The organism is Streptomyces sp. NBC_00005, from assembly GCF_045160215.1.
Classification (GTDB): Bacteria; Actinomycetota; Actinomycetes; order Streptomycetales; family Streptomycetaceae; genus Streptomyces.
This window is the reverse complement of record NZ_CP108316.1, coordinates 6323320-6336694: the sequence shown is the minus strand read 5'-3', so window position 1 is coordinate 6336694 and position 13375 is coordinate 6323320. Positions and strand designations below refer to the sequence as shown.

The 13375-nt window shown below is 71.3% G+C and carries 10 protein-coding genes; 3 read left to right on the top strand and 7 right to left on the bottom strand.

The window, feature by feature from the left end; all coding sequences use genetic code 11:
- Nucleotides 1-110: 110 nt before the first annotated feature.
- The 4 genes from OG303_RS29175 to OG303_RS29160 all read right to left on the bottom strand — a co-directional run bounded on the left by OG303_RS29175 (nt 111) and on the right by OG303_RS29160 (nt 5676).
- Nucleotides 111-938, bottom strand: coding sequence for a glycoside hydrolase domain-containing protein (locus OG303_RS29175; protein ID WP_405872038.1), 828 nt, complete (start codon nt 936-938; stop codon nt 111-113).
- 141 nt (nt 939-1079) lie between these two features.
- Entirely contained in the window at nt 1080-2573 is a 1494-nt protein-coding gene (locus OG303_RS29170) for a protein kinase domain-containing protein (protein WP_405877538.1), read from the bottom strand.
- Nucleotides 2574-2611: 38 nt separating this feature from the next.
- Nucleotides 2612-3223: a hypothetical protein gene (locus tag OG303_RS29165; protein WP_405872037.1), complete on the bottom strand. Its 612-nt coding sequence runs from the start codon at nt 3221-3223 to the stop codon at nt 2612-2614.
- 152 nt (nt 3224-3375) lie between these two features.
- On the bottom strand, nt 3376-5676 hold the full coding sequence (locus tag OG303_RS29160) for an N-6 DNA methylase (protein WP_405872035.1): 2301 nt from the start codon (nt 5674-5676) through the stop codon (nt 3376-3378).
- Nucleotides 5677-5879: 203 nt separating this feature from the next.
- On the opposite strand from OG303_RS29160, the gene OG303_RS29155 reads away from it, so the two are divergent.
- Together OG303_RS29155 and OG303_RS29150 are read left to right on the top strand one after the other, a co-directional pair.
- The gene (locus OG303_RS29155) at nt 5880-6554 is read left to right on the top strand and encodes a hypothetical protein (protein ID WP_405872034.1); all 675 of its coding nucleotides are present in this window, start codon (nt 5880-5882) and stop codon (nt 6552-6554) included.
- 195 nt (nt 6555-6749) lie between these two features.
- Nucleotides 6750-7580 carry a hypothetical protein gene (locus tag OG303_RS29150; protein WP_405872033.1) on the top strand — a complete coding sequence of 277 codons (831 nt, stop codon included), beginning with the start codon at nt 6750-6752 and terminating at the stop codon, nt 7578-7580.
- Nucleotides 7581-7623: 43 nt separating this feature from the next.
- On the opposite strand, the gene OG303_RS29145 is transcribed toward OG303_RS29150, so the two are convergent.
- A complete protein-coding gene (locus OG303_RS29145; RefSeq protein WP_405872032.1) occupies nt 7624-8367 on the bottom strand; it encodes a GNAT family N-acetyltransferase in 744 nt (247 codons plus the stop codon).
- Between the two features lie 82 nt (nt 8368-8449).
- Nucleotides 8450-9166 carry an HNH endonuclease family protein gene (locus OG303_RS29140; protein ID WP_405872031.1) on the bottom strand — a complete coding sequence of 239 codons (717 nt, stop codon included), beginning with the start codon at nt 9164-9166 and terminating at the stop codon, nt 8450-8452.
- Between the two features lie 189 nt (nt 9167-9355).
- Between OG303_RS29140 and OG303_RS29135 the strand changes: the two genes are divergently transcribed.
- Nucleotides 9356-9541 carry an antitoxin gene (locus tag OG303_RS29135; RefSeq protein ID WP_405872030.1) on the top strand — a complete coding sequence of 62 codons (186 nt, stop codon included), beginning with the start codon at nt 9356-9358 and terminating at the stop codon, nt 9539-9541.
- Between the two features lie 140 nt (nt 9542-9681).
- On the opposite strand, the gene mfd is transcribed toward OG303_RS29135, so the two are convergent.
- Complete coding sequence (gene mfd, locus OG303_RS29130) at nt 9682-13212, bottom strand: transcription-repair coupling factor (protein WP_405872029.1); 3531 nt, start codon at nt 13210-13212, stop codon at nt 9682-9684.
- Between the last annotated feature and the right edge of the window lie 163 nt (nt 13213-13375).

The following is a 13375-nucleotide window of genomic DNA, read 5'->3' as shown; positions in this document are numbered from 1 at the left end:
GATCGATGGTAGGCAGTGGCCAAGCTCTGGCCAACCCATTCGACCAACGATTCACCACGACTTCGGGCACCGCCGCGCCCCGCCGCCTGCACGCGCGCGTGGCCAAAGGGTCAGCCGGTGATGGCCACCGGCGCGTCCCAGGCGTCCCGGTCCACGGTGATCGTGTAGCCGCCGCGCGTCTCCTTGCTGTTGACCATGTACTGGTGACCGCGGCTGTGACCGGTGAACTGGGTCGCTCCGAACGGCCAGTCCGAGGTCGTGGTGTTCTGCTTGTCCCACAGCGCGTACCAGAGGTTGCCCGGCAGGTCGGTCTTGTCCTTGGCGTTCGCGATGGCCTTCGCACTGGAGCTGGTGAAGCCGTAGTAGCCCGCGCGGTACGTCTTGGCGTGCAGCGCCTTGTCGAAGGCGCGCACATAGGTGAGCACGGCGTTGTTGCACGACGTGTTCGTGATGTCGTACGACTCCATGTCGAGGTAGATCGGGCTGCCCGCCTTCATCCCGAGCGCGGACGCCTTGGAGACGGCGTCGGCCGCGTCCTTCGCGCCGAGCGAGGCGGCGGTGGAGGCGGTGAGCTTCTCGGGGTTGGAGCCGGACTGGCACGGCGGCTGGGCGCCGACGTAGAGCGGGATGAGCTTCCAGCCGGCCGCGCTGACCGACTTCACCCAGGAGGCGGTGAGGTTGGGCTGGGAGCAGCCGCGGTTCTTGCCGCCGACGTAGACGGCGGCGGCGCCGTAGAGGCCGCCCTTCCAGGCCTTCATCGCGGAGAGGGAGGGCGCGGCACAGGTGTCGAAGGCGCGGCCGGTGTACGTCTTCTGCGCGGGCCAGGTCGTGGCGGCCATGGAGGTCTGCGCGGCGATGCCGGCTCCGGCGACGACGGCGGCACCGGCGACGGCCCACGTGATGTGTCTGCGTCTCTTCGACTGACGATGGCTGGACATGCGTGACCCCACCCCTGGTTGTGCTTGCTTCGTCGCGCCTGCTTCCTGGCAAAACGCACCGCAACCTATCCGGCGTCGTTCATGCGTGCGGGAAACATCGCCCCCGGTGGATCACAAGAGACTCTCAGGGAACGGCAAAATCTAGCCGCGCACCTGCCCCAGCCACTGCAGCGTCCGCCGTACCTCCGCCGCGAGCGGATGTGCGGGACCGCGCAGGCGTTCCACGTCCATCAGCAGCCGCGCCAGGGTCTCGTGGGCGGCGGCGCGGTCGCCGAGGGCGAGCAGGAGCTGGCCGATGCGGCGGCGGACGTCGTGCGAGAGCTCGGGGTCGCCGGCCACGTACTGGTTCTCGTAGTACGGCAGCAGCGCGCGGTACTCGGCGAGCGCGGCCGCCGGTTCGCCGAGCGACTCCAGGCACTGGGCGGCCTCGTAGCGGAAGCGGAGCGACTGCGGGTCGGCCTGGCCTGCCTCGGCGGCGCGCTCGTCGGCGAGGCGGCGCAGTTCGGGCAGCGCGCGCCGGTACTGGCCGTCGTCCATGAGCGTCGCCGCGTACTGCTTGCGCAGGGTGCGGACGACCGGGGAGTGCTCGCCGTGCTGTTCGGCGGCGGCGGGCAGGATCGCGCCGAGGATGTCGACGGCCTGGGTGATGCGGCCCTCCCCGAGGAGGCGCTTGACCTCGTCGACGGCACGCGCCACGTCGGGCTTCTCGGTCGCGGGCTCGACCGGCGTGGCGGGAGCGGGCTGGGGCGCGGGCGTACGCGCGCGGTCCGGCCAGGGGGCGTGCGGGCGCAGGAAGGGACGCGTGGGGTCGAGGGGCGCCCCGGTGGGCATCCCGCGCGCGGGCAGGAGCAGCGCCAGGTGCTCGTACACCTCCTGCGCGGACGCCGGGCGGTGCTGCGGGTCCTTGGCGAGCAGGCGCAGGACCAGGGCTTCGAGCGCCTCGGGGACCTCGGGGCGCAGGCGGCGCACGGGGACCGGGGGCTCGTACAGGTGCCGGTGCAGGACGCCCAGTGCCGTCGAGCCCGCGAACGGGACGTCGCCGCTGAGGAGTTCGTGCAGCAGGACACCGAGTGCGTACAGGTCGGTGTACGGGCCGACCGCGCCGCCCATGGCCTGCTCGGGCGCCATGTAGGCGGGCGAGCCGATGGGGGTGCCGGTGTGGGTGAGGCGGGTGGTGTCGGCGTCCATGACGGAGGCGACGCCGAGGTCGAGGACGGTGACCGTGCCGTCCTGCTTCACCATCACGTTGCGCGGCTTGAGGTCGCGGTGGACGATCGGCACGGCGTGCACGGCACTGAGCACGGCGCACAGTTGCGCGGCGACGGCGACGGCCCACTGCCAGGGGTACGGGTCGTGCTCGGCGAGGTGGTCGGAGAGGTCGGCGCCGTCCACGTACTGCATGACGAGGAACAGCTCTTCGCCCTCGCTGCCCGCGTCGTGGACCGTGACCAGGCCGGGGTGGTCGACCTGCGCGGTCACCCGGCACTCGCGCACGAAGCGGCGGCGCAGTTCGTCGGCCTCCTGCCCCGCCACCTTGTCGGGGCGCAGCAGCTTCACCGCCACACGCCGGTCGAGCCGTTGGTCGTACGCCGTCCAGACCTGGCCCATGCCGCCCTGACCGATGAGCGTGGACAGCGCGTAGCGGGCGGCGACGACCCGTCCTGCCGCCGCGGTCACCTTCCGCCCTCGTGGTTGCCGTCACCGTGGCCGGGGTGCTGGCGCAAGTAGTCGCTGAGCTCGTCGAGTTCGGCGCGCACCTGGTCGATGCGGGCGGGCGCGGGGCGCTGCGGGGGCGGCGGAACGGGGGTGTTGGGCGCGTGGGCGGGCATGGGCGCCACCGGTGTCTGCGGGTGCGTGGCCGCGTACGGCGACGCGGCCTGCGGGTAGCCGTAGCCCATTCCCGGGGCCGGGACCTGGGCCGGGGGCGCCGGATAGCCGGTGGGGTACGGCTGGTGGTGGTGGATGTCCGCGTACAGGTAGTAGCCGACGCAGGCCGCAGCGTTGAGCAGCAGGATGCTCATGCCCAGGTTGCCGTTCCGCGTGCTGAAGTCGTCGGTGTTGTCGGTGCTGAGGAAGCCGATGCTGATGGCCAGGACCGCCAACGACCCGGCGAAGATCCACCAGTCGCGGGGCTTGCGGGTCACGATCGCCGCCCGCAGCGTCGCCACCCACGCCAGGAATCCGATGCTGAGGATCGGCACCGCCACGAAGATCACGCGCAGCACGACCAGCACCGCGGTCGAGGGTCGACGCGGCGGAGGCGGGGCGTAGCCGTGGCCCTGCATGACTGCTCCTGGAGGCCTGATGGGGACGAACGTAAGTGCCGGGTCCGAGCGTATAGGCCGACAAGGACAACCGGTCCCGGGTTGTACCGAACCGTTGTCGCGCTGGTCACCTCCTACGACGACGCAGGCCGCTCGGAGTCCCGGCTTCCGCCTCAGCCGGGCGCGACCGTCCCGTCCGTCAGCCCGTCGTACATCCCGCGCACGAGTTGCTCTCCGAGCCTGCCCGCGTGCCTGAGCGCGCGCTCGAAGTCGTCGAGGGCGCGGAAGTGCGCACCGTAGCGCCGCTGTTCGCCGAGCGGGAGCCGGGGCAGTTGGAGGCGGCGCACGTCGAGGCGGGTGGCCGTGGACGCGTAGCTGCTGGCCTGGCGGTTGTTGGCGGTACCGCGCAGGAAGCCGGCGAGGAACCACGGGTCGAGCGCCGCGGGATCGGGGCGCAGGAGGACGAGGTTGCGCCCCAGTGCGGCGCCCGCGGTCGCGTCGTCGATCACGCGCGCGACGGAGCCGCCGCCGAGCACCGGCACGACGACGTCACCGGGCTGCGTCAGCACGGGCTCCTCCTCGCTCTCGGGGAGCGTCCCGGAGGGGTCCGTTCCGGCGAGGACGTCGTGGTCGGTGAGAACGGGCACGCGCGCGTGGCCGCCGTTTCCGCCGGTGCGCATCACCAGGGCTCCCCCGCGCGCGAGTTCACCGATGGTGGTGAGCGGCCAGCGGGGCGCGGGCTGTGCGGTGTCGGCGGGCGGCGGGGTGAGGTCGGCGGTCAGGCGCAGGGTCTCACCGAGGCGTTCGCGTACGTCGGTGAGCGCCCCCGCGCCGTCGGCCGCCGTCGCGGGCGGCAGGTGGCGGGCGGGGGCGAAGTCCACGTCGTCGTCGAGGAGTTCGATGACGGGCACGGAACGGGCCAGCCCGGGCCGTTCGTCGAGCCGGCCGGCCTGGTCGAAGGCGCGCCAGGCGTCGAGCACGGCCTCCCGCACGGCCCTCCAGTCCGGCCCGCCGCGCCCCTCCGTCGCGAACTGCCCCGCGTCGGCAAGCAGCAACTCCGGCTGCGCGGGCGCCCGGTCGGGCCGGCGCAGCACCCACAGGTGGAGCGGGATGTTGTACGGGGGTGCCGCGCCGACCGGCAGGGCGATGACGGCACGCAGCGCGCCGCGGCGCAGCAGGTCGGCGCGGATACGGCGGCCGGAGCGGCGGGAGGCGGCGGCGGGCGGCATGAGCAGGACGGCGGTGCCGCCGTCCTTGAGGCGGGCGAGCGCGTGCTGTACCCAGGCCAGCTCGGACTCGTTGCGGGCCGGGAAGCCGTACTCCCAGCGGGGGTCGTAGGCGAGTTCGTCGTGGCCCCAGTTGCGTTCGTTGAACGGCGGGTGGCACAGGACGGCGTCGGCGCGCAGCTCGGGGTAGGCGTCGGCGCGCAGGGTGTCGCCCGCGGCGCCGCGCACGGTGGCCGGGGCGTACAGGGCGAGCCGGAGCGCGGTGAGCGCGGCGAGGTCGGGGGCGCTGTCCTGGGCGTACAGCTCCTGGTCGGGGCGGGGCGCGACGGCGCGCAGGAGGGCGCCGGTGCCGCAGGCGGGGTCGAGGAGGGTACGGGCGGGGCCGGCGAGGTCGGCCATGAGGCCGGCGAGTTCGGCGGGGGTGAGCGTGTACTGGCGGGGGTTGGCGTCGAGGTGCCGGCCGAGCAGGAACTCGAAGGCCTGGCGGGCACCCAGCTCGGCGGCGAGTTCGGCTGCGCCGCGCAGGAGGGGGGCGGAGGGGAGGAGTTGGGGGCCGGCGGGGGCATGAACGGCGGGTGGGGTGTTCACGGGCTGGGGGCTGTTCACAGAGTGCGGGCCGTTCACGGAGCGTGGGCTGTTCACGGGGCGTGGAGCGTTCACAGCAGGAGGCGTGTGAACAGGTGAGGCCGCGTGCGTGGGCGGCTGAGTGTTCACAGCCGGCGTCGCGCCTTCGGCCGCCGCCTCGGTGTGAACACCTGACGCCGCGTCGGCCGGCGCCCCGCTGTGAACACCGCGCTGCCCGTGAACTCCGCGCGCCCCGTGCGCACCGTGAACGCCGCGCCTCCGGTCCACCGCGCCGAACCGCGGCACCAGCACCTCTTCCAGCGCCCCCGGCAACATCGCGGCCAGCCGCTCGTCCGACCCCGCGCTCACGTTCAACCACACGGTGGGCCGGTCATGGATGAGCAGCAGGACGCAGCCCGCGTGCGTCAACGCTGTGACCGGGCCCTCGGGGTGTCCGGCGAGCTGCTGCCAGACGCGTTCCCGCAGCGGGACCTCGGCGAGTTTGCCCTGCTTGCGCAGCCATGCCTCGACCTCGGCGAGTGCGAAGGACGGGCTCGTCTCGGTGCCGCCGACCGGCTTGGGGAAGTCGGCGTGCCGGCGGCGCCAGTTGCTGACGGCGGCGCGGCCGACGCCCGCGAGCCGTGCGATTCCGGCGGCGGTCACCTCTGTCGCGTTGTCCTGCACCCGGCCCGCTCCCCTCGTCACCCCACACGCCCGCTGTGACGCCGAGCATACCGACGTACGCAAGATCTACCCCTTCACGGCCGTGTACACAACCAAGACTGTGAACCATGTTGACTCGGTTCACACGCTCTGCTCTCATTGACCCATCGAACACAGCGACCGCCGAGCAGCGGCGATCGTCACGTCCGAGGGGGGACATCGCCATGGGTATGAAGGGCAAGATCGCGCTGGGCGCCGTCGTGAGTTTCGTCGTCATCGGCGTCGTATCGGCGAACGGGAACGGCAACGGAGACGGCTCCGCCTCCGACTCCGGCAAGCACTCTTCGGCCTCCGCTCAGAACGACTCCGGCGGCAAGAAGACGCAGGCCGCCGAGAAGAAGGCCGCGTTCGTGGGATACGGCGACTTCCGGGTCGGTTCGGACGTCAAGCCCGGCACCTACCGCACCACCGGCAACACCGACGGCATGTGCTACTGGGAGCGCGCCAAGGACGCCAAGGGCGAGACGGACTCGATCCTGGCCAACGACAATGTGAGCGGCACCAGTTACGTCACCGTCAAGGCCACCGACAAGATCTTCAAGTCGACCGGCTGCAAGGACTGGGAGGCGGTCGACCTCAAGGCCAAGGGCACGCCCGCGTCCACGATGGCCGGCGACGGCGGCATGTTCCGGGTCGGCGCCGACATCGCTCCCGGTACCTACCGGTCCACGGGCAACACCGACGACTCCTGCTACTGGGAGCGGGCCAAGGACGCCGACCACGCGCTCCGCTCGATCATCGCGAACAACAACGTGACCGGCACGGCCGTCGTGACGATCAGCGCCTCGGACGGCTACTTCAAGACGACCGGCTGCAAGGCCTGGAAGAAGACCGGCTGACCGAGCCCGCCCGGCTTCATCGCCACGACGTTCACCGCCAACACCTTTCACCGCCAACACCTTTCAGCACCAGCGCCGTCAGGCACCGCCCGCCTCCGGGCGCCACCGCCTTCAACCGCCACGACCGTCAGGCGCCACCGCCTACACCGTCACCACCTTCACCTTCACCTTCACCTTCATCACCGAGGAATCCCCATGCGTCGCACCGCACTTGCCGCCCTCTGCCTCGCCGCCGCGGCCACCGCGGGGCTCACCGCCTGCCAGTCCGGTCAGGGCAGGGCGGAGGGCACAACGTCCAAGTCCACCGAGTCCGCCAAGCCCAAGGAACCCTTCGCCGGCCTCACCGCCGACGAAATCGGCGACCGGGCCATGACCGCCACCACCGGCGCCTCCTCGCTCCGACTGAAGGGCGCCATCCAGGACGACGAGAGCGACGGCACGATCAAGCTCGACATGGCGCTGGACAAGAAGAACGAGTGCGCCGGGACCATGGGCATGGGCACCCAGGGCAAGGCCGACCTGATCAAGACCGGCGACACGGTCTACATGAAGTACGACGAGGCGTTCCTGCGCGAGCAGAGCAAGGGCGAGTCCAAGGCGGACGTCGACGCGGCCGTCGACATGCTGGCCGGGAAGTGGACCAAGATGTCCGCCAAGGGCTCGGACGCCAAGGACATCGCGAGCTTCTGCGACCTGGACACGGTGCTCGGCGGCGCCGAGGACGTCGGCTCGGGAGACTCGGACGGTTCGGACGGTTCGGGCGGCTCCTCCGACAGCACCGCCGACCCCACCGCGACCCGCGCCGGTACGGCCACGATCGACGGCAAGAAGGCGGTCGTCCTCAAGGTCAAGGACGGCAAGGAGCGCTACACGATGTACGTCGCGGCCACGGGCAAGCCGTATCTCCTGCGCCTGGACAGCACGGCCGAGGACCCCGGTTCCCTCACCTTCAGTGACTACGACGAGCCGGTCCCGGCGCAGAAGCCGACCGGCAGGATCGTGGACCTGGACGCGCTGGGCAGCTGAACCGCGGGCGCACCCGGGGCCGTACGAAAGGCCCCCGGACGGCTCACAGGCGGTGCCGCATCCACACGTTGGGCTCGACATACACCGCGTAGCCCCGCTCCGGTTCGCACCGCACCGGCACCAGTGCCCCGGGCACCTCGACGTCGCCCCGGGTGTCGAAGGGCAGCCCCGTCCAGCCGCGCCACTGCTCCAGCGAACCGGAGACGGTCATGGAGGCCGGTGCCACCCGCTCGACGGTCGCCCCCGCCCGGGCGTGCACGCGCAGCCACGGGTCGTGGGGCAGCCCGTCGGCGCGCACCCGGTGGGCGTACTCCTCGATCGGGGTGTGCGGTTCGAGGTGTTTGGCGCTCGGGCGGACCGGGGCGACGACCTCGGTGAAGCCGTGCGCGCGGGCGTTGTCGCGCATCGCGGAGAGCATCCGGGCGGACAGGCCGCGGCCCTGCACCTGCGGGGCGACGACGATCGCGATGGCGCTGACGGTGTCGGGGCGGACCCCGCGGCGCAGGTCCTCGAAGGCCCAGACGAGCACCTGGTCCCAGCCGCGGGCGGGCAGTTCGCCGCGGTCCTCGGCGGCGAGGGCGAAGGGCACGCTGTAGGCGTGGGCAACGACCTCGCCCCGCTCGTCCTCGGCGAACAGGACGTAGCCGGGAAGGTCGGTGGCGATCCGTCCGTAGTGGGCGTCGCCCACGAGGTCCTGGGTCACGAACTCCGGCCAGCTGTTGGCCATACCGACGACAGGCTGCACCATTTCGGGGCGCTCGGCGAGGCTCGACACCTTCAGCTCCATGCGGTCACCGTAGGCGGGAGAGCGACCGCCGGGAACCGCTACCACCGCGTCCGCTCTCCCTCAGCCTGCCCTCAACCCGCGCTCAGTCCGCGTGGAACCGGGACGGTGCCTTGGTCGGGTTGCCGCCGGAGGGAAGCTTCTGCCCCGGGCACGCCTTGAGCACCTTCTCCATCGCGGCCTTCTCCGCAGCGGTCACCCACAGCCCGTACTTCTTCTTCACGGCGACCTGGGCGGCGACATACGTGCACCGGAAGGACTTGCTGGGCGGCACCCACGTCGCCGTGTCGCCGTCGCCCTTGGAACGGTTGGTGCTCGCGTCGACGGCCAGGAGGTTGAGCGGGTCGTTGGCCAGGGCTATGCGCTTGCTGGCGTCCCAGTACTTGGCGCCCTTCTGCCAGGCGTCGGAGAGGGCGACCATGTGGTCGATGTCGACCAGGCTGCGGCCGCGCCGGTAGGTCACCTTCTTGCCCGAGTACGGGTCCGACTCCAGTACGCCGTACGACACTTTGCAGGTCCCGCCGGTGAACCTCACGTCCTTCAGGTCCCGTTTGAGGATGTCGTCCCGGGTGTCGCAGCTGTTGGAGTCGGTGTCCGCCCAGGCGGTGCCGAAGCGGTCCCGGGAGTAACCCGTCTTGGGCGCCCGCCCCTTCACGGTCAGCGACTCGGCGGCGGTGAGGGCGGCGCCCCCTCCCCCGGTCTCCTCGGGCCCGCCGGCCCCGGTCTTCGTCTCCGCCTTGCACCCGGCCACCGCGAACACCAACACGACGGCAGCCGCCGTCCCGCCCCTCAGACGCCTCACGCTGCGCCCCTCCCTTGCCACCCCGGTCGGCCCCGCACAGGGCGTCTTCCCTAGTACGACTTCCGCACACCGTAGCGACCGGGCGCACGGTGGCACTCAGGAGGTCCAGACCACAATCAGACCAAAGTGGGCATTACGCGCCCATCGGTCGTATCGTCGATGCTGAGTCACCTCGGGAAGGAGCTCTGGATGGGCATCTTCGACAGGTTCAAGAGCAACCGCCAGATGCAGGACAAGGCCAAGGACATGTCCGACGCGGCGGAACGGAAGGCCAACGAGAAGACGGGCAACAAGTACGAGAACCAGGTCGACGACGCCCAGCAGCGGATCGAGGGGCAACTCGGCATGGACCGCGACAGGCCCGACCAGCCGTAGCCCGACCGGCCGTAGTAGGAACACAGACCGACAGAGCAGAGCCGTCCGCGGACAAGCACCTCCCGCGGACGGCTTCGCATTGCCGGGATCCCCGGATGTTCGCGAGTACCGCGATCTCCCGGTCCCCGCGATTTGTGGGTCTACGACCCCAGAATCGACGTCAGGAACTCACCGACCCACCCGAGCAAGTCCCGTCCGACGAACGGCTTCCCGCCCACCTTCGAGGTCTTCGGGCGGGGTACCAGCACCTGGTGCACCGCCGGCTTGATGACCGTGCCCGGGTACAGGCGCTTGAGCCTGAGTTCCTGGGACTCCCTCAACTCCACCGGTGCGAAGCGGATGTTGTTGCCCTGCAGGACGATCTCGCCGACGCCGCACGCGCGCGCGAGCATGCGCAGGCCCGCCACCAGCAGCAGGTTCTCCACCGGTGCGGGCAACTTGCCGTAGCGGTCGACGAGTTCCTCGCGTACGGACCTGATGTCCTCCTCCGTGTTGGCGGAGGCGATGGCGCGGTAGGCCTGCAGGCGGAGGCGCTCGCCCGGTGCGTAGTCGTGCGGAACGTGCGCGTCGACCGGGAGCTCGATCTTGACCTCGAGCGGCGGCTCCTCCTCGACGCCGCCCTCCAGCTGGGCCCGGTAATCCGCGACCGCCTCGCCGACCATCCGTACGTACAGGTCGAAGCCGACGCCCGCGATATGGCCCGACTGCTCGCCGCCGAGCAGGTTTCCGGCGCCGCGGATCTCCAGGTCCTTCATCGCCACGTACATGCCCGCGCCCATCTCCGTGTGCTGGGCGATGGTGGCGAGGCGCTCGTGGGCCGTCTCCGTGAGCGGCTTCTCCGGCGGGTAGAGGAAGTACGCGTAGCCGCGCTCGCGGCCACGGCCGACCCGGCCGCGCAGCTGGTGCAGTTGGGAGAGGCCGAAGTTGTCGCCGCGCTCCACGATCAGCGTGTTGGCATTCGAGATGTCGATGCCGGACTCGACGATCGTGGTCGAGACGAGGACGTCGTACTTCTTCTCCCAGAAGTCGACGACGACCTGCTCCAGCGTCGACTCCGACATCTGGCCGTGGGCGGTCGCGATACGTGCTTCCGGGACGATCTCGCGCAGCCGGGAGGCGGCCCGGTCGATGGACTCCACCCGGTTGTGGATGTAGAAGACCTGGCCCTCGCGCAGCAGTTCACGACGGATCGCCGCGCCGATCTGCTTCTCCTCGTACGGCCCGACGAAGGTGAGCACCGGGTGCCGCTCCTCGGGGGGCGTGGTGATCGTCGACATCTCGCGAATGCCGGTGACCGCCATCTCCAGGGTCCTCGGGATCGGGGTCGCGGACATCGTCAGGACGTCCACGTTCGCGCGCAGCTTCTTCAGCTGCTCCTTGTGCTCGACGCCGAACCGCTGCTCCTCGTCGACGATGACCAGGCCCAGGTCCTTGAACTTGGTCTCCGAGGAGAACAGGCGGTGCGTGCCGATGACGATGTCCACCGAGCCTTCCCGCAAGCCCTCAAGGGTCGCCTTCGACTCGGTGTCCGTCTGGAAGCGCGACAACGCCCGTACGTTGACCGGGAATTGCGAGTAGCGCTCGGAGAACGTCCCGAAGTGCTGCTGGACCAGGAGGGTCGTCGGGACGAGGACCGCCACCTGCTTCCCGTCCTGGACCGCCTTGAAGGCGGCGCGGACCGCGATCTCCGTCTTGCCGTAGCCGACGTCGCCGCAGATCAGGCGGTCCATGGGGACCGACTTCTCCATGTCGTCCTTGACCTCGGCGATGGTGGTCAGCTGGTCGGGGGTCTCCACGTACGGGAAGGCGTCCTCCAGCTCGCGCTGCCAGGGGGTGTCCGGGCCGAAGGTGTGGCCGGGGGCCGCCATGCGCGCGCTGTACAGCTTGATCAGGTCGGCCGCGATCTCCTTGACGGCCTTCTTCGCGCGTGCCTTCGTCTTCGTCCAGTCGGCGCCGCCCAGGCGGTGCAGGGTCGGGGCCTCACCGCCGACGTACTTGGTGATCTGCTCCAGCTGGTCGGTGGGGATGTACAGACGGTCGCCGGGCTGGCCGCGCTTGGCGGGGGCGTACTCGACGACCAGGTACTCGCGGGTCGCGCCCTGCACCGTGCGCTGCACCATCTCGATGTAGCGGCCGACGCCGTGCTGCTCGTGGACGATGTAGTCGCCCGCCTCCAGGGTGAGCGGGTCGATGGTCTTGCGGCGGCGGGCCGGCATCCGGGCGCCGTCCTTGCCGGCCGCCTTCTGGCCGGTCAGGTCGGTCTCCGTGAGCAGGGCGAGCCGCAGCGCCGGGTCCACGAAGCCGTGGTCGATCGAGCCGCACGCCACGTGCACGACGGAGGGGGAGATCTCCCCGAGCTCCACGTCCAGGCGGGCCGCGATGCCCTCGCCGCCCAGCACCTCGACCGTACGGGCAGCCGGGCCGTGGCCCTCGGTGACGTACACCGTGCGCCAGCCGTCGGCGAGCCAGCCCTTGGTGTCGGCGAGGGCCTTCGCGGTGTCGCCGCGGTAGGTCTCGGGGGCGTGCATGCCGAGCTTGAGCGTGTCGGCGTCCAGTTCGAGGTCTGCCGCGAACGGGGACACCGACCACCACATCATGTCCAGCTCGCGTGCCCGGTCGCGGACGTCCGCGATGGACCGGAGCGAGGCGGCACCCACGTCGATCGGGGCCTCGCCGCCGCCCGCGGTCGCCGCCCAGGACGCCTGCAGGAACTCCTGACTGGTGGCGACCAGATCGGCGGCACGCGTGCGTACCCGCTCCGGATCGCATACGACGGCCATCGCGCCCTTGGGCAGGACGTCGAGCAGCAACTCCATGTCGTCGACCAGGACGGGCGCGAGGGACTCCATGCCCTCGACGGCGATGCCCTCGGCGATCTTGCCGAGCAGCTCGCCGAGTTCGGGGTGCTGCTCGGCGAGGGCACGCGCCCGCGCCCGTACGTCGTCCGTCAGCAGGAGTTCACGACAGGGCGGCGCCCACAGGCCGTGATCGGCCACCTCCAGGGACCGCTGGTCGGCGACCTTGAAGTAGCGGATCTCCTCGACGTCGTCGCCCCAGAACTCCACACGCAGGGGGTGTTCCTCGGTGGGCGGGAACACGTCGAGGATGCCGCCGCGTACGGCGAACTCGCCGCGCTTCTCGACGAGCTCCACGCGCGCGTACGCGGCGGCCGCGAGGGCCTCCACGATCTCGTTCAGGTCGGCGGTCTGGCCGGTCCGCAGGGCGACCGGTTCCAGCTCCCCGAGGCCCTTGACCTGCGGCTGCAGCACGGACCGAACAGGCGCTACGACCACGGAGACCGGGCCGGTCTCGGGGTCGTCGGGGCGGGGGTGGGCCAGGCGGCGCAGGACGGCCAGGCGGCGTCCCACGGTGTCGCTGCGCGGGCTCAGCCGCTCGTGCGGGAGGGTCTCCCACGACGGGTACTCCACGACCCCGTCCGGTGGCAGCAGCGAGCGCAGGGCGGCCGCCAGGTCCTCCGCCTCGCGGCCCGTCGCCGTCACCGCCAGCACCGGGCGGCCGGTCTCGCGGGCCAGTGCGGCCACGGCGAAGGGGCGGGCGGCGGGCGGGCCGACCAGGTCGACATGCATGCGGTTGCCGTCCGCGGCCGCCTTGACGGCTTCCACGAGGGCGGTGTCCTTGACGACGGCGTCGAGCAGACCGTGCAGGCTCATTCGGGGGCGGCTTTCGTCCGGGGGCGGGCAACACGAAGGGCCCGACGCGGTGACCGGCCGGGGGGTCTCCAGCGTACGTCGGCGCCCGCGCGGGTGCCGGTGCCTGTGGACAACGCCGGTTCTCAGGTGCCCGGCGTGCACATGGCCGTCCCTGGGGGCTGCC

What these genes read in the sequence shown, in the direction of transcription:
- OG303_RS29165 (WP_405872037.1), bottom strand. Translation starts at nt 3,223, where the DNA reads ATGCAGGGCCACGGCTACGCCCCGCCTCCGCCGCGTCGACCCTCGACC.
- OG303_RS29150 (WP_405872033.1), top strand. Translation starts at nt 6,750, where the DNA reads ATGCGTCGCACCGCACTTGCCGCCCTCTGCCTCGCCGCCGCGGCCACC.
- OG303_RS29145 (WP_405872032.1), bottom strand. Translation starts at nt 8,367, where the DNA reads ATGGAGCTGAAGGTGTCGAGCCTCGCCGAGCGCCCCGAAATGGTGCAG.
- mfd (WP_405872029.1), bottom strand. Translation starts at nt 13,212, where the DNA reads ATGAGCCTGCACGGTCTGCTCGACGCCGTCGTCAAGGACACCGCCCTC.
- OG303_RS29135 (WP_405872030.1), top strand. Translation starts at nt 9,356, where the DNA reads ATGGGCATCTTCGACAGGTTCAAGAGCAACCGCCAGATGCAGGACAAG.
- OG303_RS29175 (WP_405872038.1), bottom strand. Translation starts at nt 938, where the DNA reads ATGTCCAGCCATCGTCAGTCGAAGAGACGCAGACACATCACGTGGGCC.
- OG303_RS29155 (WP_405872034.1), top strand. Translation starts at nt 5,880, where the DNA reads ATGGGTATGAAGGGCAAGATCGCGCTGGGCGCCGTCGTGAGTTTCGTC.